At 40.1% G+C, this 19,865-nt stretch carries 29 protein-coding genes and 1 riboswitch; of the genes, 14 read left to right on the top strand and 15 right to left on the bottom strand.

All coding sequences use genetic code 11. The annotated features are described in order from the left end of the window. Nucleotides 1–23: 23 nt before the first annotated feature. The 4 genes from LG330_RS09540 to LG330_RS09555 form a co-directional block, all read right to left on the bottom strand. Nucleotides 24–1,493: a dihydrolipoyl dehydrogenase family protein gene (locus LG330_RS09540; RefSeq protein WP_404409408.1), complete on the bottom strand. Its 1,470-nt coding sequence runs from the start codon at nt 1,491–1,493 to the stop codon at nt 24–26. Beyond that, complete coding sequence (locus LG330_RS09545) at nt 1,493–1,873, bottom strand: DUF1499 domain-containing protein (RefSeq protein WP_404409410.1); 381 nt, start codon at nt 1,871–1,873, stop codon at nt 1,493–1,495. Before LG330_RS09545 ends, LG330_RS09540 begins: the two co-directional genes overlap by 1 nt. A gap of 13 nt (nt 1,874–1,886) precedes the next feature. Beyond that, the gene (locus LG330_RS09550; protein ID WP_404409412.1) at nt 1,887–2,288 is read right to left on the bottom strand and encodes a hypothetical protein; all 402 of its coding nucleotides are present in this window, start codon (nt 2,286–2,288) and stop codon (nt 1,887–1,889) included. Nucleotides 2,289–2,502: 214 nt separating this feature from the next. Beyond that, nucleotides 2,503–2,823 (bottom strand): hypothetical protein, encoded by a 321-nt coding sequence (locus LG330_RS09555; protein ID WP_404409413.1) that lies wholly within the window; start codon nt 2,821–2,823, stop codon nt 2,503–2,505. A 223-nt stretch (nt 2,824–3,046) separates the two neighbouring features. Here LG330_RS09555 and LG330_RS09560 point away from each other — a divergent pair, with 223 nt between their 5' ends. From LG330_RS09560 to LG330_RS09575, 4 genes are all read left to right on the top strand, one after another. Beyond that, entirely contained in the window at nt 3,047–4,345 is a 1,299-nt protein-coding gene (locus LG330_RS09560) for a homoserine dehydrogenase (protein ID WP_404409415.1), read from the top strand. Beyond that, nucleotides 4,345–5,406 (top strand): threonine synthase, encoded by a 1,062-nt coding sequence (thrC, locus tag LG330_RS09565; RefSeq protein WP_404409417.1) that lies wholly within the window; start codon nt 4,345–4,347, stop codon nt 5,404–5,406. Before LG330_RS09560 ends, thrC begins: the two co-directional genes overlap by 1 nt. Beyond that, a complete protein-coding gene (thrB, locus tag LG330_RS09570; protein WP_404409419.1) occupies nt 5,403–6,320 on the top strand; it encodes a homoserine kinase in 918 nt (305 codons plus the stop codon). The genes thrC and thrB overlap by 4 nt, the downstream gene beginning before the upstream one ends. Nucleotides 6,321–6,406: 86 nt before the next feature. Next, nucleotides 6,407–7,276 carry an SDR family oxidoreductase gene (locus LG330_RS09575; RefSeq protein ID WP_404409421.1) on the top strand — a complete coding sequence of 290 codons (870 nt, stop codon included), beginning with the start codon at nt 6,407–6,409 and terminating at the stop codon, nt 7,274–7,276. Between the two features lie 56 nt (nt 7,277–7,332). Here LG330_RS09575 and LG330_RS09580 read toward each other — a convergent pair whose 3' ends face one another. Then, nucleotides 7,333–7,494, bottom strand: a complete 162-nt coding sequence (locus LG330_RS09580; RefSeq protein ID WP_404409423.1) for a hypothetical protein — start codon at nt 7,492–7,494, stop codon at nt 7,333–7,335. Between the two features lie 93 nt (nt 7,495–7,587). Beyond that, a complete protein-coding gene (locus tag LG330_RS09585; RefSeq protein ID WP_404409425.1) occupies nt 7,588–7,785 on the bottom strand; it encodes a hypothetical protein in 198 nt (65 codons plus the stop codon). A 154-nt stretch (nt 7,786–7,939) separates the two neighbouring features. On the opposite strand from LG330_RS09585, the gene LG330_RS09590 reads away from it, so the two are divergent. The 6 genes from LG330_RS09590 to LG330_RS09615 all read left to right on the top strand — a co-directional run bounded on the left by LG330_RS09590 (nt 7,940) and on the right by LG330_RS09615 (nt 10,830). Continuing rightward, nucleotides 7,940–8,239: a hypothetical protein gene (locus tag LG330_RS09590; protein WP_404409427.1), complete on the top strand. Its 300-nt coding sequence runs from the start codon at nt 7,940–7,942 to the stop codon at nt 8,237–8,239. Between the two features lie 183 nt (nt 8,240–8,422). After that, nucleotides 8,423–8,623: a cold-inducible protein YdjO-related protein gene (locus tag LG330_RS09595; protein WP_039813488.1), complete on the top strand. Its 201-nt coding sequence runs from the start codon at nt 8,423–8,425 to the stop codon at nt 8,621–8,623. 75 nt (nt 8,624–8,698) lie between these two features. Next, a riboswitch (PreQ1 riboswitch) is annotated at nt 8,699–8,743 on the top strand. Nucleotides 8,744–8,833: 90 nt separating this feature from the next. After that, entirely contained in the window at nt 8,834–9,487 is a 654-nt protein-coding gene (queC, locus tag LG330_RS09600; RefSeq protein ID WP_404409428.1) for a 7-cyano-7-deazaguanine synthase QueC, read from the top strand. Continuing rightward, complete coding sequence (gene queD, locus LG330_RS09605; protein WP_404409430.1) at nt 9,487–9,924, top strand: 6-carboxytetrahydropterin synthase QueD; 438 nt, start codon at nt 9,487–9,489, stop codon at nt 9,922–9,924. The genes queC and queD overlap by 1 nt, the downstream gene beginning before the upstream one ends. Next, a complete protein-coding gene (queE, locus tag LG330_RS09610; protein WP_404409432.1) occupies nt 9,925–10,659 on the top strand; it encodes a 7-carboxy-7-deazaguanine synthase QueE in 735 nt (244 codons plus the stop codon). Between the two features lie 6 nt (nt 10,660–10,665). Then, on the top strand, nt 10,666–10,830 hold the full coding sequence (locus tag LG330_RS09615; protein WP_404409433.1) for a hypothetical protein: 165 nt from the start codon (nt 10,666–10,668) through the stop codon (nt 10,828–10,830). A gap of 36 nt (nt 10,831–10,866) precedes the next feature. On the opposite strand, the gene msrA is transcribed toward LG330_RS09615, so the two are convergent. Then, the gene (msrA, locus tag LG330_RS09620) at nt 10,867–11,391 is read right to left on the bottom strand and encodes a peptide-methionine (S)-S-oxide reductase MsrA (protein ID WP_404409435.1); all 525 of its coding nucleotides are present in this window, start codon (nt 11,389–11,391) and stop codon (nt 10,867–10,869) included. A 170-nt stretch (nt 11,392–11,561) separates the two neighbouring features. On the opposite strand from msrA, the gene LG330_RS09625 reads away from it, so the two are divergent. Continuing rightward, nucleotides 11,562–12,491, top strand: a complete 930-nt coding sequence (locus LG330_RS09625) for an LCP family protein (protein WP_404409436.1) — start codon at nt 11,562–11,564, stop codon at nt 12,489–12,491. A gap of 46 nt (nt 12,492–12,537) precedes the next feature. Here the strand turns inward: LG330_RS09625 and LG330_RS09630 are convergent, their stop codons facing one another. Further along, a complete protein-coding gene (locus tag LG330_RS09630) occupies nt 12,538–12,693 on the bottom strand; it encodes a lmo0937 family membrane protein (RefSeq protein WP_134379865.1) in 156 nt (51 codons plus the stop codon). Between the two features lie 169 nt (nt 12,694–12,862). On the opposite strand from LG330_RS09630, the gene LG330_RS09635 reads away from it, so the two are divergent. Then, complete coding sequence (locus LG330_RS09635; protein ID WP_404409438.1) at nt 12,863–13,492, top strand: metal-dependent hydrolase; 630 nt, start codon at nt 12,863–12,865, stop codon at nt 13,490–13,492. Between the two features lie 112 nt (nt 13,493–13,604). Beyond that, entirely contained in the window at nt 13,605–14,441 is an 837-nt protein-coding gene (gene speD / locus LG330_RS09640; protein ID WP_404409440.1) for an adenosylmethionine decarboxylase, read from the top strand. Between the two features lie 186 nt (nt 14,442–14,627). On the opposite strand, the gene LG330_RS09645 is transcribed toward speD, so the two are convergent. The 5 genes from LG330_RS09645 to LG330_RS09665 form a co-directional block, all read right to left on the bottom strand. Next, the gene (locus LG330_RS09645) at nt 14,628–14,819 is read right to left on the bottom strand and encodes a hypothetical protein (protein WP_404409442.1); all 192 of its coding nucleotides are present in this window, start codon (nt 14,817–14,819) and stop codon (nt 14,628–14,630) included. 14 nt (nt 14,820–14,833) lie between these two features. Next, the gene (locus LG330_RS09650) at nt 14,834–15,253 is read right to left on the bottom strand and encodes a hypothetical protein (protein WP_404409444.1); all 420 of its coding nucleotides are present in this window, start codon (nt 15,251–15,253) and stop codon (nt 14,834–14,836) included. Beyond that, nucleotides 15,243–16,130: a S1 RNA-binding domain-containing protein gene (locus LG330_RS09655; RefSeq protein WP_404409446.1), complete on the bottom strand. Its 888-nt coding sequence runs from the start codon at nt 16,128–16,130 to the stop codon at nt 15,243–15,245. Before LG330_RS09655 ends, LG330_RS09650 begins: the two co-directional genes overlap by 11 nt. 132 nt (nt 16,131–16,262) lie before the next feature. Then, nucleotides 16,263–16,643, bottom strand: coding sequence for a PadR family transcriptional regulator (locus LG330_RS09660; protein ID WP_404409448.1), 381 nt, complete (start codon nt 16,641–16,643; stop codon nt 16,263–16,265). 110 nt (nt 16,644–16,753) lie between these two features. Beyond that, on the bottom strand, nt 16,754–17,356 hold the full coding sequence (locus LG330_RS09665; protein WP_404409450.1) for an alpha/beta hydrolase: 603 nt from the start codon (nt 17,354–17,356) through the stop codon (nt 16,754–16,756). Nucleotides 17,357–17,518: 162 nt separating this feature from the next. Between LG330_RS09665 and LG330_RS09670 the strand changes: the two genes are divergently transcribed. Continuing rightward, nucleotides 17,519–19,123 carry an ABC-F family ATP-binding cassette domain-containing protein gene (locus tag LG330_RS09670; protein ID WP_404409452.1) on the top strand — a complete coding sequence of 535 codons (1,605 nt, stop codon included), beginning with the start codon at nt 17,519–17,521 and terminating at the stop codon, nt 19,121–19,123. A gap of 34 nt (nt 19,124–19,157) precedes the next feature. Here the strand turns inward: LG330_RS09670 and LG330_RS09675 are convergent, their stop codons facing one another. Together LG330_RS09675 and LG330_RS09680 are read right to left on the bottom strand one after the other, a co-directional pair. Next, nucleotides 19,158–19,613 carry a YkvA family protein gene (locus LG330_RS09675; protein WP_404409453.1) on the bottom strand — a complete coding sequence of 152 codons (456 nt, stop codon included), beginning with the start codon at nt 19,611–19,613 and terminating at the stop codon, nt 19,158–19,160. A gap of 81 nt (nt 19,614–19,694) precedes the next feature. After that, nucleotides 19,695–19,826 carry a hypothetical protein gene (locus LG330_RS09680; protein WP_404409455.1) on the bottom strand — a complete coding sequence of 44 codons (132 nt, stop codon included), beginning with the start codon at nt 19,824–19,826 and terminating at the stop codon, nt 19,695–19,697. Nucleotides 19,827–19,865: the final 39 nt, after the last annotated feature.

A 19,865-nucleotide genomic window follows, 5' to 3' on the forward strand; every position in this document is an offset into this window, starting at 1 on the left:
AAGCAGCCGATTGGCTGCTTTTTTTATGTGTCTGGCTGCTCATCAGGAGATGACTTTCCACCGGACAGTTTTAATTTCAGATCAAAGAATTTTTTAGTCAGTTTTGGAAGAGGGCCATCAAACAGCTTTTCTCTCCAGAACATATCAGCAGCCTTCTGGACTGCGCCTGCTTTCACAGGATAAGTATAGACCATTCTTGATAAAGTACCGACCTTCATTTTATTTTTCTTTGCAAAAACCGCTAGCTGCATCCACTCACCTGCATCTGTGCCTGCTGCATGCGCACCGAGAATATAACCTTTTTTATCAGTTATAAATTTGACAAAGCCTCTCGTTTCGTGAGCTGTGATAAAACGATCCACTTCATTCAGATGAGCTCTGAACACTTTAAAATCAATATTTTTCTGTTCAGCTTCTTGTTCAGTCATACCGAGGTGAAATACTTCCGGTACAGTGAATGTAACCCATGGTGTATTACTGTGATCAAGAGAGTTACGGAGACCGAACAATACATTTGATACAATTGTTTTCGCTTCTTCACCTGCAGCATGAGTAAAGGGAAGTGTATTGACTGTATCACCAACTGCAAATATATGAGGTCTCGACGTTCTGAAAGTTGAATCAGTATGAATAAATCCTTTTACTTTTTCAACTCCTGCCTGTTCAAGCTTTAAAGAGTCAATCGCAGGCTTTCTGCCGGCAGCCACTAAAATCACATCAAATACTTCAGTTGACTGCTGACCTTTTTGTTCAACGGTTAATGTGGATTTTTCATTTTCATAAGCTGCCTTGACAACTTTTGCGTTAAGTCTGATATTCAGTTCCTTGCCGATCTCATTTTCCATGAATCTTGCAATGTCACGGTCTTCTTTAGAAAAGAGTTTATCTGCTCCTTCAAATACCGTAACTTCTGATCCAAGCCTTGAGAATGCCTGTGCCATTTCAAGTCCAACTGTTCCACCGCCAATAACGCCGAGCTTCGCAGGGAGAGAAGGGAGGTCAAAGATAGATTCGTTCGTTACATACGGAATTGTCTCAATGCCTTCAATAGGTGGTACAACGGGTTTAGACCCTGTAGCAATCACCACTTTTTCAGCATAGATTGAAGTGCCGTCAGCAATGTGAATAATGTGATCTGATTCAAATGAAGCTTCACCAAAATACACATCAGCTCCGAGTTCAGTGAATCTATCACTGCTGTCATGAGACTCAATGGTGTTTCTGGCTTCGTTAATTCTTTCTTTAACTTTCTCGAAGCTCATTTCACCATTAATCGTTAATCCGAGAAATTCAGCAGCCTCATACATATCATGTGACATGTTTGCTGTCTTAATCAGTGCCTTGGAAGGAACGCAGCCAAAGTGCAGGCAATCCCCTCCAAGTGAATCCCGTTTTTCGATTAAGGCAACTTTTGCGCCAAGCGAAGCCATGCCAGAAGCGGCTGTCATTCCTGCAGAACCTCCACCGATAATTGCTACCTGATAACGTTCCATTAAATCTCCTCCATATATAATTCACGAATCGTTTCCATTCGTTTTTTATTTACACCAAAATCTGAATGTCCAATACGAGACGCTGATCTGTAATGGATCACTTGTTCATCGTCAAAAAATTGAAAGTCGATATCATCTTTAAAATTGAAGAAAGAAGACGTTTCAATTGCGTAAATCATAGATTCATTTTCATTTTTAATGACTACTTTATCCATCGATTCTAAAATGGACTTCAGCCGTTCTTTTGATTCTTGTTTAGACCCTCTGTAAGGAAGAGGGTCAAGCTTCTTTTTCGGATCATCTGTCTGTGTGGATACATTGTTGGGCTTGTCTTCAAGTGGCAGCAATTTGCCATCTTTTAAGCGATCATTTAAATTCATTGTGGTCACTCCTTCAAAAATTGGGTTCTCCCAGAAAAAAATATCCTCTTTGGTGTACGATAGGCAGATCATATAAAGAAAAGGCTGCACCTGTAAGCTGCTTCGGGATAAAAAAGTGAAGTGTTTCTTTTTTACCTTCAGTGGTGATATCAAATGAATAAGTCAGATCCCCGATAAAGCCTTTTTTAGGTACATGCTCTATTTCCACAACATAATGGGGCTTTAACTCTCCAAGCTCTCTTGTTTCTTCAGCTGAGATTGGATGGTGATAAGCCTTTATCTGCCCCGAAACTGTATAAGTAAGCTGATCAATTACAGTATCAGACTGGTTTATAAAACATACGCTGTAATGATAGTCTTCAAATTCGCTAGGCCTTGTATCAAGTACAGCCAAAAACCATGGTTGATCGATCATATTTGCGCCTCCTATACTCGTTACTATCTAAACCTGCTATACCCTGTAGAGAATAAACAAAAACAGCACATATATGCATGTGCTGTTTTATTATGATAGCTTTGTTAAAAATAGATGTTGATTTCCGCTCCAGGGGGACGCTTTCCGCGGAAGTCGCCCCATTACGCTTAAATCACCAGCTGTACAGAAATAACATTAATCTTTAACAGAGCTTTTATGATAAATATTCATAATATGTGACAAAAATTGCTGCCAGCGAAATAGCGGTGTATGCAATGCTCGTGCCTTCGATCAGTTTTGGATAGAGAATTCTTTTCCTGTCACCATACTGTACGGTTGTCAGAGATGATTCAACAGGCTGGCGATTTGCTTTCGCATAATTACTTGGAGAAGTAAAAAAGCGTATTGCGACAACACTTGCAATTCCTGCAAAAAATGACACTTCAATAAATCCGGCATTTAAGATCAGCATTAACAGCACATTTAATAAAATAATCGCAAGTGCTGTACCTGCAAAATTCAATAATTTTATCAACACTTTCACTCCCAGAAGAATCTACTATCAGTTTCTCATAATTTAAGGACCCGTTCCATAGAAAAATAGCAGAACAGTTCATTTGTAAGCGTTTGCTTTCTGAATTTGTGAAAAACTTCTTATGAATGGGTTGTCACGCTGTACTCTCAGGGCTATAATTGTCCGTATATCAAAAACATATGTATGCTCAAAAAGAACAAAGTAGTGAAAGCAGGTGCGTATTATGGAAAAGCAAATCAATCTTGGAATGTTAGGATTCGGAACAGTTGGAAGTGGTGTGGCAACCATTATCAGGGAAAATGAAAAACAGCTTTCCCAAAAGCTTGGTGCTAATGTGAAAATTAAAAAAATCGCTGTGAGAAATATTGAAAAAGCCCGCAGTGCAGATATTAATGGAAGTGAATTGACGACAGATATAAATGAAGTGATTCAGGATGATTCCATTCAGGTGATTGTTGAAGTCATGGGTGGTATAGAAGAAGCGCACCAGGCAATTGAAAAATCACTGAAAGCAAGTAAAGCAGTCATTACTGCCAATAAAGATTTAATGGCTTTACACGGTCATTCATTACTTAAGCTTGCTGAAGAACACCAGGCAGACCTTTACTACGAAGCAAGTGTAGCTGGCGGTATCCCGATTATCAGAACGCTTGAAGACGGGTTGGCCTCCGACCGGATTTCAACAATTATGGGCATTGTAAACGGAACGACAAACTATATTCTGACGAAAATGAAAGAAGAAGGCTGGAGTTATGAGCACGCATTAAAAGAAGCGCAGGCACTCGGTTTTGCTGAAAGTGACCCGACTTCTGATGTAGAAGGGCTTGATGCGGCCAGAAAAATGGCGATTCTTGCAACGCTTGCCTTTTCAATGGAAGTCTATCTTGATGATGTGGAAGTAACAGGAATGACAAAAATTACAGCTGAAGATATGGCGCTCGCTGAACAGTTTGGCTACAGTGTTAAGATGCTCGGATTTGCTGAAAAGGATGAGGCTGGAGTAGATGTAGCAGTTGAACCTGTATTCCTGAGGTCTTCACATCCTCTTGCAGCTGTAAGAAACGAATACAATGCAGTTTATGTCTATGGCGATGCAGTTGGTGAAACAATGTTTTACGGTCCCGGAGCGGGTTCAATGCCTACAGCAACTTCAGTTGTATCAGATGTCATTGCAGCTTGCAGAAACCTGTTGCTGGGCGTTGCAGGAGCAAGACACATTGATTATGTAAACGATCGGCAAATCAAAAAAGAAGATCAGCAGCATGCCCAGTTCTTCCACAGACTGCTTGTGAAGGATAAGATCGGTGTATTCTCTACGCTGACTGATATCTACGGAAAATACGAAGCAAGCTTAAGTTCTATTATTCAGCGTCCGGGTGAAAAAGAGGGAGAAGCTGAAGTCATCCTAATTACACACCCTGTATCCAGAAAAAATCATCATAAGATCATTGAGGAATTAAATCATTCTGAAGTTGTAAAATCAATTATCAGTCAGTATAGAGTTGAAGGGGGTAGCCGCTAATGCGATGGAAGGGTTTAGTTGAACAGTATAAAGAATGGCTCCCGGTAACTGAAGAGACGCCTTTACTCAGTTTAAATGAAGGAAATACACCATTGATCCATTTAGAAAACCTTTCTGTGGAATGGGGAATATCTCTATACGTTAAAACTGAAGGCGCTAATCCAACAGGGTCATTTAAAGACCGGGGAATGGTCATGGCTGTTGCAAAAGCCAAGGAAGAGGGAAGTAAAGCCATTATTTGTGCATCAACAGGTAACACGTCAGCATCTGCAGCAGCATATGGAGCAAGAGCAGGCTTACGCACAATTGTCGTAATACCTGAAGGGAAAATTGCATTAGGTAAGCTTGCTCAGGCCCGTATGTACGGTGCAGAGATCATTTCAATTGAAGGTAATTTTGATGAGGCATTGAACCTGGTTAGGAAAATCAGTGAGGAAGAGGATATTACACTCGTGAACTCTGTAAATCCTTACCGTCTTGAAGGGCAAAAGACAGCTGCACTTGAAGTCATTGAACAGCTTGGACAGGCTCCTGATATTCTTGCTCTGCCGGTAGGAAATGCAGGGAATATTTCAGCTTACTGGAAAGGTTTTACTGAATACCATCAGAAACATGGCGGCCAGTTACCTAAGCTGCTTGGAGCTCAAGCCTCAGGAGCAGCTCCGATCGTACATGGCAGAGTATTTGATCAGCCTGAAACAGTAGCAACAGCGATCCGCATTGGCCATCCGGCAAGCTGGGACCTTGCGCTGAATGCACTGAAAGAATCAAACGGTCACATTCTCGAAGTAACTGATGAGGAAATCCTGGAGGCTTATCAGCTGATTGCAAAGCGTGAAGGGGTATTTGCAGAGCCTGCTTCATGTGCACCGATTGCAGCGATTAAAAAGCGCCTTGCTGCAGGTGAAATTGAAAAAGGCTCAACTGTCACTGCTGTATTAACAGGTAACGGGTTAAAGGATCCTGAAACGGCCATTAATGTTTCTGATCTTGAACCACTTATCATAAAAGCAGAGCTTGAAGCATTGAGAAGTGAATTAAAGGGGGAGGTGAAGCTGTGAGTTTCTCTCCTTTCACAGTAAAAACGCCTGCGTCCACAGCTAACCTTGGACCAGGCTTTGATTCGATTGGACTTGCACTCCCAATTTTTCAGACAATCTTTGTAGAGCCGTGTGAAGAATTAAAAGTATCATATACCCAAGCTGGTTTTCAGCATTTACCGACTGACGAATCGAACCTGATCTTAAATACAATCCTTAAGGTTGCAAGAGATGCTGGTAAAGAATGTCCCGGTGCTGCATTAACTGTCAGTTCAGATATCCCTTTATCCAAGGGTCTCGGCAGCAGTGCAGCAGCCATTGCTGCATCTATTGTCATTGCAGACCGGCTGATGAACCTTCAATTAAGTACAGATGAGCAAATCAAGGCAGCTTCAGCTATTGAGGGGCACCCTGACAACGTTTCAGCTTCTCTTGCGGGCGGCTTAACGGTTTCAAGATATGCTGAAGAACTGACGAGTGTTTCACTGCCTGCTGAAGGGTTTTCGGTTATTATCATGGCGCCGGAGTCAGAACTCGAGACAAAGGAATCAAGAGGTGTATTGCCGGATAAGCTTGCTCACGGGGATGCTGTGCTTGCCAGTGCAGCAGCTAATGTAATGGTCGCATCACTGATCACAGGCGATTTTAAAAAAGCAGGACAGGTCATGATGAAGGATACTTTCCATGAGCCGTACAGAAAAGATTTTTTCCCACAGCTTGAAGAAATAAAGACGCATGCATGTAAATCAGGTGCTTTTGCTGTAACAATAAGCGGCGCAGGCCCGTGTATTTCCATTTTTGCTGAAGATGCAAAAGTGTCATTCATTCATGACCAGCTAAAAAATATGTATACCAATTACCAGACAATAAAATTAAAACCTGTAAATCAGGGTACAGTATGTATAGAGCACCATTTAAACCGTCTGTCCGTATGACAGGCGGTTTAATTTGTGTTTGCAGCTGGAGTGAATTGGATAATACATGTACTAGAAGTTAAAAACGTTTTTAAGGAGTGGGAAAAATGGAATTCTCTAACGTGCAGAAAAATGGACAGCCCGGACAGCATCAGGATAAGCAGCCTGGAGAGCTGACTGCGATGAACCCTGAACCAATCCATGATGATAAAAATTATAAAGGGAGCGGGAAACTGAAGGGAATGACCGCTCTCATTACAGGAGGAGACAGCGGAATCGGCAAGGCTGCAGCAATTGCCTATGCGAAAGAGGGAGCAAACCTTTCAATTGTTTATCTTGACGAACATGATGATGCCAAGAAGACGAAAGAAGAGGTACAGGCTTACGGGGCAAAGTGTCTGCTTTTAAGTGGGGATGTTGGCAACGAAGAATTTTGCAAGCTTGCTGTATCCAGTACTGTAAAAGAATTCGGCGGTCTTGATATTTTAGTGAATAATGCAGCTGAACAGCACCCGCAGGAGTCTATAGAAGATATAACTGCCGCCCAGTTGGAAAAAACATTTAAAACGAATATTTTCTCGATGTTTCACCTCGTTAAAGCATCTTTAAAATACTTAAAAGAGGGGAGTGCGATCATTAATACAAGCTCAGTTACTGCTTATGCAGGAAATGAGCAGTTGATTGATTACTCTTCAACAAAAGGAGCGATCACGAGTTTTACCCGGTCACTCGCTAAATCCCTTACAGCTAAAAAAATCAGAGTGAATGCTATTGCACCGGGGCCAATCTGGACACCGTTAATACCTGCTACTTTTGACAGCGATCAGGTAGCTGAATTTGGGGTAGAAAATCCGCAGAAGAGACCAGGGCAGCCGGCAGAGCTGGCACCGGCCTATGTGATGCTGGCCTCAAATGACAGTTCTTATATGACTGGACAAACGATCCATATTAATGGAGGCACATTTGTTTCGAGTTAATCTTTATAAAAAAGAACAAATCCCCAGGCTTTAATTGCCCGGGGATTTTTTGAATACTAATATTCTTCGTCTACATACTGCCAGCCGTCTTCCCGATACTCAGATATCTCCTGAACTTCATCTTCACGCAATCCAGTGGAAAGAAGCTGTTCTGTTTGTACATGTGTTGCTTCCTCCGGCTGATAGTCCCTTAACAGTTCATCTCGGTTTCGCTTCATCACTGAGCCACCTCCATGAAAAATTTAATTGGCAATTGGCTAGAGGAATTCTACATATATAGTTTAACATATCTAAACAATTTCATACATCGGTCATTTTTCAGTGTCTAAAAGTCCTTCTGAAGAAGAGTCTGATTGAGTCTGGCGCTTTTTCTTTTCATTTTTCTGATCAATCTTCTGATCTTCAACCGGTATAGGATCAGTATACATCTCATCTTCATGGCGATCCAGGATATTTTTCTTATCACTCTTAATACGGTCTGGCTGATCATGCTTTTTTTCTTTACCCATATTATCCCTCCTATCAGTTCTTAATATACCATTCCCCTATTTTTACCACCCAAATCATACTTAGTAGTAACTCCGAACAAAAAAATGTTTCAAAACAACGAATTAAGGAAATAAAGAAATAAAGATATTATGAATGAAAGAGGAGGGCTTTATAGTGGGATTAAAGAGATTGGCAGTATTGGGACTTGGTGCAGCAGGTGCTGCATATTTTAAGAAAAAAGAAAACAGAGATAAAGCAAAAGCTGCTTTTGAGGATTCAAAAGTAAAGGTCAGCCAGATGGTGGATGATGCGAAAAAATCGTATGACAACTATAAAACTGGTGAGAAGACCACTGACTACTCACATGAAGATGACAAAATGATGTCAGAAGGTGCTCAGACATCTGTTCAATATTACAATGAACAACAGGAAGATCAGGATGGGAAACCACCTCGTCCAGGTACGCCGGAATAACGAATAGATCAAACAGCCGTGTTTCCGGCTGTTTTTTGTTTTATTTCAGTTCAAGCAAAAGATTTTAAAATAGTGTATAATAGTAAATGTATAATGATATACTGTAAGATAAAACATTACAAGATCCCTTTTTATCTCATGTAGATAAAACCTGATTTTGTAACTTAAGGGGGACAATCAGTGATGTTTCAAAGAAAACCAACTGAAGAAATTCAAAAAGAACAGACAGACGTATGGGAATGCTCAGCTGACGGGTGTAATGTCTGGATGCGGGACAACTTCTCTGTAAAAGGACAGGAAAATCAGCAGTGTCCGATCTGTGGAAGCGATATGGTTAAAGGCAGCAGAAATATTGAAGTCGTACCTAACCCTCAAAATTTTTAAACATAATAGCCGCAGGTTCGCTTGCGGCTTTCAAGAGGTACGTACATGTGTTAAAATAGTGGTAGTAAATGAATAGGTAAAGAGGTTCGCGACCATCCCTCTATAAAAAACTAGGCCAAAATGCAGGAAACACCTGCTTTTTTTAGTGAACTCGTGAACACTCTTACTTCTTTCATGGAATTTAACATGAATAGGAGAGGAGCTTTTTTTATGGAAAAAAATAAAGCAATTGTTGTTTTTAGTGGCGGTCAGGATAGTACGACTTGTCTATTCTGGGCACTTGAAAAATTTGATTCTGTTGAAGCTGTTACATTTGCCTATGGACAGAGACACGCTTCCGAAATTGAAGCTGCAAAAGAAATCGCTAATGATTTAAATGTAAAACATCATGTGCTTGATATGAGTCTGCTGAATCAGCTGGCACCATCAGCACTTACAAGAGATGAGGAAATTACTGAAAATGAAGGTGAACTTCCGTCAACTTTTGTTCCGGGGCGTAATCTGATGTTTTTATCATTTGCTTCAGTACTTGCTCACCAGATTAATGCAAAGCATATCGTTACAGGTGTTTGCGAAACAGATTTTAGTGGCTATCCTGATTGTCGTGATGCATTCGTTAAATCATTAAATGTGTCTGTCAATTTATCAATGGATAAAGATTTCGTGTTTCACACACCGTTGATGTGGCTTGATAAAAAAGAAACCTGGGAGCTTGCAGATCAGCTTGACCGGTTTGATTATGTAAGAAATCAGACCATTACCTGCTATAACGGCATTAAAGGTGACGGCTGTGGTGAATGTCCGTCTTGTAAATTACGTTTGAGAGGTATGAATGAATATCTGGCTGAGAAGGAGGAAATCTAATGATGCAGCAAATCTATCCCGCTCCAATGCATTCGTATTCATATGAATTAAATAAAGATTTCCACTTCTCAGCTGCACACGCTATTCCCTCAGATGATGCCGGTAAGTGCCGATTTGTGCATGGTCATACTTATTATGTAAATATTACAGTAGCAGGTGATGATCTGGATCATGCTGGGTTTTTAATAAACTTCAAAAAAATTAAACAGCTTGTACATGACCGGTTTGATCATACGCTTTTAAATGATGATCAGATTTTTTCTGAAGATGACTCAGAGCGTTTTCCTACAACAGAAGTCGTTGCAAGATCGATTTGGGAGATCATCGAAGATCATCTGAAAGAGACTGATAATAAACCGACATGCCTGCAGGTATTCCTTCGTGAAACACCTACTAGCTATGTGCTTTATCGTCCAAAGAAAGAAGGGAACTTTTAAATGGAAAGAACAAAAAAGAAGTTTCCTGTACTTGAAATATTCGGACCGACTGTGCAGGGTGAAGGAATGGTGATTGGTCAGAAAACCATGTTTGTCAGAACGGCAGGGTGTGATTACAGTTGCTCATGGTGTGACTCTGCGTTTACTTGGGATGGAAGTGCAAAAGACGAAATTAAAAGAATGACTGCAGAAGAGATCTATGATGAGTTAAAAGCAACTGGCAGGGATTTATTTAATCATGTGACGATTTCTGGAGGAAATCCTGCTTTACTTAAAAACCTCTCTGAACTTGTGGACCTGCTTCATGAAAATGATATACAGATAGCGCTTGAGACACAGGGAAGTATCTGGCAGGACTGGTTCCTTTATATAGATGACCTCACGCTGTCGCCAAAGCCGCCAAGCTCTAAAATGAAACCGAATTTGGGAATCCTTGATGATATCATTGCCAAACTCCGTGAAGGCAGCAATGATTACTCTTTAAAAGTAGTTATTTTTGATGAACTGGATCTCGCGTTTGCTGAAGATCTTCATCATCGCTACCCAGGGGTACCATTTTATCTCCAGGTGGGGAATGATCAGGTGCATGAAGAAAAAGACGATCAATTAATACCAAACCTGATTTCCCGCTATGAGTGGCTGATTAATCAGGTGATGGAAAACAGCAGACTGAACCAGGTTCGTGTACTGCCTCAGCTTCACACATATGTGTGGGGTAACAAAAGAGGGGTGTAAACAGCCTTGGTGACAGGAATTATATTATGCATGATATGTAGTCTGATTTTTATTTATCAGATAAAAAAGGACCATATTCACCGTAACGTGATTATTTTATTTTTCGCACTTGCTGGAATGATTGCTGGCGCCTGGTTTATATTTGATGCGATGATCATCAAAATGGCATAAAAAAGTGAAGGCCTGTTATATGAGGCCTTCACTTTTTTACTTTTCCCAGTGCTCTTCAATAAATTCATCTCTTCCTGACTGCTCACGATCTTTTTTATAGGCATCGGGATCTTTTTTATAAAAATCCTGATGGTAGTCTTCAGCAGGATAAAATATCGAAGCCGGTTCAACAGGCGTAATGACGGGTTTTTTAAAGCGCCCTGAATCTGCCAGTGCCTGTTTTGACTGCTCCGCTTTATTTTTTTGTTCTTCATTATGATAAAAAATGGTTGCCCGGTATGAAGGACCCCGGTCCTGGAATTGTCCTTCGTCATCTGTTGGGTCTACTTGCTGCCAGTAAATCTCTAACAGCTGTTCATAAGGAAATACTGCAGGATCAAATGTAATCTCAACAGCCTCACGGTGACCTGATTCACCTGATTTCACATCTTCATATGTTGGGTTCTCAACGTGTCCGCCGGTGTAGCCTGATACAACCTTTTCAATCCCATCAAACTGATCAAACGGTTTGACCATACACCAAAAACAGCCGCCTGCAAATGTCGCTTTTTCAAATGTCATCGTATTACCTCCAATGCTGAATAATTTATTTTAACACCCCATTCTTATATTTTCCCGGATAAAGGTTTGATTTTTATAAAAAGAGGGGTTAAAGTGTAACGAATAGATGGTTAAAAGCGTCTATATGAATATCACAAATCTATTAAGTGTGAATTCACTTAGGAGGAACTATGGAAACAAGAGTTAAAAGAAGAAAAAAGAAACTGAGAAAAGGCAGAACGCTTTTTACGTTATTCATTCTACTTGTCATGGTTACTGCAGGTTATGCAGGCAGTCAATACTGGATGGGCTATCAATCTACCAAAGGTGCCGCACCGGACCTCGGACAGGGCGAAGAGTTTCAGCGCTCCAATCCTGAAAACGGTAAAAGAAATGTACTTTTGATTGGTGTCGACAGCAGAGGTGAAGAGAAGTCAAGATCAGATACGATGATGATTGCTCAATGGGACGATGATACCGACACTGTTAAACTTGTGTCGCTAATGAGAGATATTTATGTTGAGGTCCCGGAATACGGTCCATATAAATTAAATACAGCTTTTTATCTGGATGGTCCGGAACTGCTCAGAAAAACGATTGATCATAATTTCGACATTCCAATTCACGATTATATCATTGTCGATTTTAAAGCGTTTGAGACAGCTGTTGATACAATTGCACCGAACGGGGTAGATATCAATGTCGAAAAAGCAATGTCTGAAAAGATTGGCGTGTCCTTAGAAGCAGGGCAACAAAAATTAAACGGACAGGAACTGCTCGGTTATGCGAGATTTAGAGCCGACAGTGAAGGTGATTTTGGTCGTGTTAATAGACAGCAGCAGGTGATCGAGGCGTTAATTGATCATACAGTGAGCGTGTCTTCTATTGCACGTGCACCAAAAACAATTGGTGCAGTACAGCCTTATCTGCAGACAAGCTTATCTGAATCTGCAAAACTGACTATGTTTTCAAGTATTTTATTCAGTGGGGGCGGAGAGGTTGAAAGGCTCACTGTTCCGATAGAAGGGTCCTATACTACACCGCGATATGAAGCTGCAGGGTCTGTTCTTGAACTTGATTGGGCAGCAAACCAGGCAGCAATAAAAGAATTTCTTGAATAATAAATAATAAAAACGCAGCGCTAAAGTTTGAGCGCTGCGTTTTTATCTATAATTTTTTCCTGCCTGTTATCAGGTTGTAGATAATTAAGATGACTGCAATAATTATTAATACATGAATAATGCCACCTGCGATATCTAATAATAATCCAACTAGCCATACTACAATCAAAATAACGATTATCCACCATAAAATCCTCATCATATGCTGTCACCCCTTTCTATATTAAAGTCATTTACAATCATTATTTACCCTAAGAACTGACTAATAACCCAAAACACGAAAAATTTTATAGAAATATGCTGGTTTGTGGATGTTCGATCATATGTTCGCTATAATGGGTTCATATACATATAGTAAAGGATGAAGCAATATGAAAGGTGCGTCTCATGCACTGGCAGGTACAGCGATTGGTTTAGGCACTGCTGTATATTATAATTTAGAACCGGCAGCAACAGGTCTTGTCATGCTGCTTGGTTCAACTGCAGCACTTGCTCCGGATCTTGATACAAACGGCAGGCTGTCTAACAGGATCTCACTGCACAGAAAATGGCTGTGGTATACATTATCTGCAATTGGTGTATTAATCGGTATATACAGTCTGGTTTCTTTAAGTGGATTATTTAAAGCAGGAGGAATAGTTGCAGCAGTTACATTAATTATAGTGCCGCGGTTTCTGATCAAACAGCGATTTATGGTCATGTTAACAGGACTTGCAATTATCGGAATCGGATGGTTTTATACAGAATACTGGCTGATTTATTTTGGTGTTTTCACAATCATCAGCTCATTTTTACCACACAGAGGGTTGACACATTCAGCACTGGGGCTGGTGATCTTTACTTATATAGCTTACACCCTTGAGCTAAGATTAAGTATTGAAGGCATCACAGCTGTATGCTTCTTTGCATATCTGAGTCACCTTGTACTGGATATGAAAGCACTGCCTTTTAATAAGAAAGGTGTAAAATGGTTTCTGCCGTTTTACAGCAGGGAGTTTTAAGGTTTTATAAATGTGGAAAGCAGTGGTAAACTACTAACATGAGAAAAATCGTTTCATGTTCGCCAGCCGGGGGTATGAAAGTAACTACTCGCATGTTTAAAGGAGTTTGATTATGACATTATCACACGAAAAAAGAATTCAATTGCATGAATTTAACAATTTAACGAAGTCACTCAGTTTTAATATGTATGATGTATGCTATACAAAGTCCAAGCAGGAGAGGGAGGCTTATATTGCTTATATTGACGAGCAATACAATGCTGACAGGCTCACAAAGATTTTGACGCATGTAGCTGATATTATAGGTGCCCATGTCCTGAATGTAGCAAAACAGGATTATGTGCCGCAGGGTGCAAGTGTAACAATTCTGGTTTCTGAAGGTCCGATTGTAGAAGTACCAACAGAAAACTATGAAGAATCACCAGGACCGCTGCCGTCAACTGCAGCACTGCACCTGGATAAAAGCCATATCACAGTCCATACCTATCCTGAATACCATCCTCATGAAGGAATCAGTACATTTAGAGCAGATATCGATGTATCAACTTGCGGCGAAATTTCTCCGCTTAAAGCACTGAACTATCTAATTCATTCATTTGATACAGACATTATGACAATGGACTACAGAGTGCGCGGATTTACACGTGATGTGGACGGTCATAAATTATTTATTGACCATGATATTAATTCAATTCAAAACTTTATACCAAAAGAAATTAAGAAAGATTACGACATGATTGATGTAAATGTGTATCCGGAGAATATTTTTCATACGAAATGCAAGCTTAAGGATTTCGATTTAAATAACTATTTGTTCGGCTATAAAAAAGATTCACTGACTGATGATGAAGCAACTGAAATTACTGATAAACTTAAAATTGAAATGGATGAGATCTTTTATGGGAAGAATATGCGTGCACATCCAAGAGATCCTTCCAGAAATGAATAACCCGTGATTTGCGGGTTATTTTTTTTGGGAGGGGAAGCTAATATGAGCGTCTGAATTTTTTTATTTTCTAGTTTACATAATATATATTATAGGAAGTTAAATTATAAAAGCGTTTTATATCTCATATCTTAAGTTTACTACTAATAGTGAGACAGAACAGAAAAATAAAAAGTGCATCGGCACTTTCTATTTTGTTTCTTCATGAAATTTAGCGATTTTATATCTTCTGACGGCGATGAAAACATTCACTGCGCTGATTAAAATTAAAAATACACCGAGCGCAGCATCATTATCAAGAAATCGTCTTATACTCCAGACACCAAAAAATACAGCAAATATAAGATTTAACGCAATCATGGCTGGCTGTACTCTCATCAAGCGCATCCACTCCTTTATTTTACAGTAAGCGCAGATAATCCTTTTTCGTTAATCAGCTGGTGGTATTTTTCTTCCAGCTGGATTAACACCTCAATTGCATTGTCTTCAGTGACTTTACCTGATTTTATTTCTGTTTCAAGTTCATTTCTTGCAAGTACTGCTGCGATCTGATCTTCAAGGATCGCATTTTCATAATTTCTCAGGTGTGCAGACTCTTCAGATTCCATTAACAGTGTCGGCATGAAAATCTGATTATGCTCTTCTATCAGGTCTTCACTTTCAAATTCTTTATAAGATGCATACAGCTTTTGTTCCATATCAACAAATGACTGGTCATGCTGTCCCGCTTCCTTCATAGAATGTTTCACCATATCTGTCAGATAAACCGCTCTTAAAAGCTCACGGTATTCCTGTTTGGTTAAATCAATTTTCATTAGAATCCCCGCCATGCTGAACTAAATGGGTTTCACCGTTTTTCTGAATGATTTTCTTTTCCTTATACAATCTTCCAAGAGCACGCTTAAACGAAGCTTTACTCATGTTAAAGATCATTTTAATTTCATCCGGGTTACTTTTATCGCCAAATGGCATGCTGCCGCCGCGGCTTAAAAGATAATTAAAAATCACTTCCGAATCCTCATCCATTTTATCCTGTTTTCGTGGAAGTAATGATCCGTTTAATGTACCGTCGTCTTTCACGCCAATAATACGTACCGTAATATCCTGACCAAGACGGGGTTCACTTTTGCGTTCGCTTTCATGGATAAAGCAGCGGTATCCTTCTTCAGTCAATACAAACGTACCAACTCTCAGCAATCTGTATGGGCGTCCTTTTAACTCTTTGTTATGAACATCGTCATCTGCACGCTCTGAAAGCACCTGAACGACTTCCTCAGTAGCAAGCCTGCCGAACATCTGTCCTGCAAGGTCTGTACGGAGTGTAATGTATAAATAATCGCCGGCTTCCGGCCATACATGTTCTACTGCAGGCAGATCCTCCGGAACAACCGTTACTTCTCTAGAAATCCCGATATCAAGCGCTGCTCCATCACGGTCATTAACTTTAATGACTTTTGCCCATCCGTAAACCCCTTTTCTGATTTCCGGGATGATCGTAGACGCTGTCAGTCTGCCTCTTCTGTCAGGATAGACAAAAAACTCTCTGACATCTCCTTCATTAATTTCCTCATGAATTTCTGAGTCGTTAATCGGAATTTCTTCATCGCCTCTTAATAAATAAAAACCAAATGACGTTTTACTGCCCACTGTCAGTTTCTGAACGGTACCGCCAATAGATGTTTGCTCACTCATTTTATATGCCTCCTGAAATCTTAAATAACTGATTAACTTTAACACAAAACTTTATGCTATTACAGGTAAGTATAGCGTTCTTGCCCTATTTTTAACAGGAAGAACAAAAAAACACCGGCAAATTTGCCGATGTTACTTAAAAACGGTATTAAGTATATTCTGTATTATCCGTTTTTGTTCTTCAAATAACGGCAGAAATTGTTTTTTCATGACTTCGAAAGCTTCTTTCCCCTGATCTGTCAGCGTATACCAGTAAACCTTCTGTCTTTTACGTTCATGGGATTTATAATCTTCTTTTCTGTGAAGCAGCCCTTCTTCAGCCATATCATGTAGTGCATCAAGCAGTGTGCTCGGTGCAGGCTCCCAGTTCCCGCCAATCTTTCTGAATTCCGCTTTGAAATGCTCACTGATCATACCTGAGTGCCTGATAGAGAGCAGATGAAGTATGTAAAACTTGGTGAATTGTGAAGCACTCATATTTAACGCAAATTTCTTTGGATTATGCTTACTCATCTAAGTACTCCTCCCTTTTAACGATAAAAGTGCTCTTTTTACAGGTGGCGATCATATGTTTGCTTTTATTATACAATAAAAGCCTGCAATTTTGCAGGCTTTTCCAATCTTTATAAAGTGCTATACCATTGTTTAGCGTCATTGACCTCTTCTTCGATCAATTGATGACCTCTGTTATACCATTTAACTGTTACATCTGCACCTGCACCTTTTAACAGCTCGTCTAAATCTTCCGTTTCGCTTGCAGGACAGATCGGATCATTCTCACCAGCACCGATAAAGACCTTTGTGCCAGATAGTGACGGCAGCTCATGGTCTCTTAAAGGAACCATTGGATGATGCAGAATCGCTGCTTTTAATGAGTCGCTGTAATTGAATAACAGACTTCCTGCGATGTTAGCCCCATTGGAATATCCAATTGCAATCACGTTACTGCGGTCAAACTGATATTTATGAGCAGTGTCACCCAGGAATTCGTTCAGTTCCTGTGTACGGAATTTCAGATCCTCTATATCAAATACACCTTCTCTCAGACGTTTAAAGAATCTTGGCATACCGTTTTCACTTACATTGCCACGAACGCTTAACACGCTTGCTTCCGGATCTATCATATCAGCGATCGGGAGCAGGTCCTGTTCTGTTCCTCCTGTACCGTGCAGCAGTAATAAAACGGGCTTACCTTCTTTACCTTCATGATAAATATGATGCATCATTGACCTCCGCCTTTCACAATATGTCTTATCGTACATTCTATATCAGATGAAAAGATTATTTCAAATCTAAGACTCTCGATTCAAAAGTATATTCTTTTACATTTCAATGAAGTCTAAGAAGTGATATAATGTATTGATATGTTTTCTTGGAGGGATTATTAAATGATACAAGTATCAGATGTTAGTCTTCGTTTTGGAGACCGCAAGCTGTTTGAAGATGTAAATATTCAATTTAACCCTGGTAACTGTTATGGTCTGATTGGCGCAAACGGTGCAGGTAAATCAACGTTTCTTAAGATTTTGTCTGGAGAAATTGAAGCACAGACCGGCCACGTATCCATGGGACCGAATGAGCGTCTTGCAATTCTAAAGCAGAATCATTTTGAGTTTGAAGAAGAAGAAGTAATTAATGTCGTATTAATGGGTCATACCCGTCTGTATGAAGTTATGCAGGAAAAAAATGCGATCTATATGAAAGAAGATTTTTCTGATGAGGATGGTATTAAAGCTGCTGAACTCGAAGGTGAATTCGGTGAGATGAACGGATGGGAAGCTGAATCAGATGCTGCGATCCTCCTTCAGGGGCTTGGTATCAGTGAAGAGCACTTTAATAAAAAGATGGCTGAGCTGACCGGGTCTGAAAAAGTAAAAGTGCTGCTTGCACAGGCTCTTTTTGGTAAGCCGGATGTTTTGTTATTGGATGAGCCTACAAACGGACTTGATATTCAGGCAATCCAATGGCTTGAAGACTTCCTGATTAACTTTGAGAATACAGTTATTGTTGTATCCCATGACCGTCACTTTTTAAATACAGTATGTACGCATATTGCTGACCTTGATTTCAGTAAGATTCAGATCTATATGGGTAACTATGATTTCTGGTATGAATCAAGTCAGCTTGCTCAAAGACTCGTTTCAGACCAGAACCGTAAAAAAGAAGAGAAGATTAAAGAGCTTCAGGCTTTCGTTGCCCGTTTCAGTGCAAATGCTTCTAAGTCCAAGCAGGCAACTTCACGTAAAAAGCTTCTTGATAAAATCACGCTGGATGACATTAAGCCGTCTTCCCGTAAATATCCTTTCGTACAATTTGAAATGGAACGTGAAATTGGAAATGATGTACTTCAGGTGAAAGACCTGTCTAAAACAATTGATGGTGTGAAAGTACTTGATAATGTCAGCTTTACGATGAATAAAGATGATAAGATTGCACTTGCAGGAACTGACGAAATTGCTAAAACGACACTTATGCGTATTCTGATGGGTGAAGTTGAGCCTGACAGCGGAAGCTTCAAGTGGGGTGTTACTACTTCACAGTCATACTTCCCGCATGATAACTCATCATACTTTGAGGGACAGGAATCTGATCTTGTAGATTGGCTGAGACAATACAGCCCTGAAGATGAGAGTGAAACGTTCCTGAGAGGATTCTTAGGCAGAATGCTATTCTCCGGTGAAGAAGTAAGGAAAAAGCCTGCTGTGTTGTCAGGTGGAGAGAAAGTACGCTGTATGCTTTCCCGTATGATGCTTAAAAAAGCAAACGTGCTTCTGTTAGACGAGCCTACTAACCACCTAGACCTTGAGTCAATTACAGCACTCAACAATGGTTTAATTAACTATAAAGGTGCCATGATTTTCACATCTCATGACCATCAGTTTGTTCAGACGATTGCAAACCGCATTATAGATATTACCGATGGACAAATTACTGATAAGCAGCTTACGTATGATGAGTTTCTTGAATGGAATAAAGAACGCGTATCTTCATAATAAAAAAATCCTGCCGGGAGTCCGGCAGGATTTTTTATTTCTGGAACTTTTTCAGTAATCCAGGTAATGTGCCTTTCTTTAATACTTTATCAGAAAGCGCAGCAAGTTTATGAATGACTTCAAGTCCATCCTCATCACCGGCCCAGTGGTCCCTGATGATGTCCGGAGACAGGTTGTTTACGATTGTCTGTAATACAAATGAAGCGACAACCAGGTCATCTATGTATCCTCCAGGTCCGACCAACCCTTCTGGTATCAGATCAAAAGGTAAAATAAAGTAACTGATCGCACCAGCAACCATTGCTTTATCCTTTCCGGAAACTCTTTTGTCTCTTACGACCTGAATTAACAAATAAAAAATATCCGGTGCAAACAACAGGTATTTAGCGTACTTATGATTTTTACCTGTTCTGTTTTTTAGAAAGTCATCAATTTTGTTTCTCAAACGGAAATAAAAGTTTTCCTGTTCCTCGCGTGAGTGTTGTTCCATTGCTGCTTCCTCCCTATTAATCGCTTTCCGGATCCTATGTACACCGGCTCTGCTTATATCATAAGGCAGCCGGCATGTAAATTACCACCAATAAGGTTTTGTATGCTGGTTTTCTTTTATCTTTTCATTCCGTTCGGCTTTTTTCTTCTGAAATTCCCAGAATGCATCAAACGGGTGCGGCTTTGAGGACTTAACCGGTTCTTTTTCTTTCATCTTAACCCCTCCTTGTAATCACAATATGCGCTAGGTGCT

It is taken from the genome of Jeotgalibacillus malaysiensis, assembly GCF_044789845.1.
Taxonomy (GTDB): domain Bacteria; phylum Bacillota; class Bacilli; order Bacillales; family Jeotgalibacillaceae; genus Jeotgalibacillus; species Jeotgalibacillus malaysiensis_A.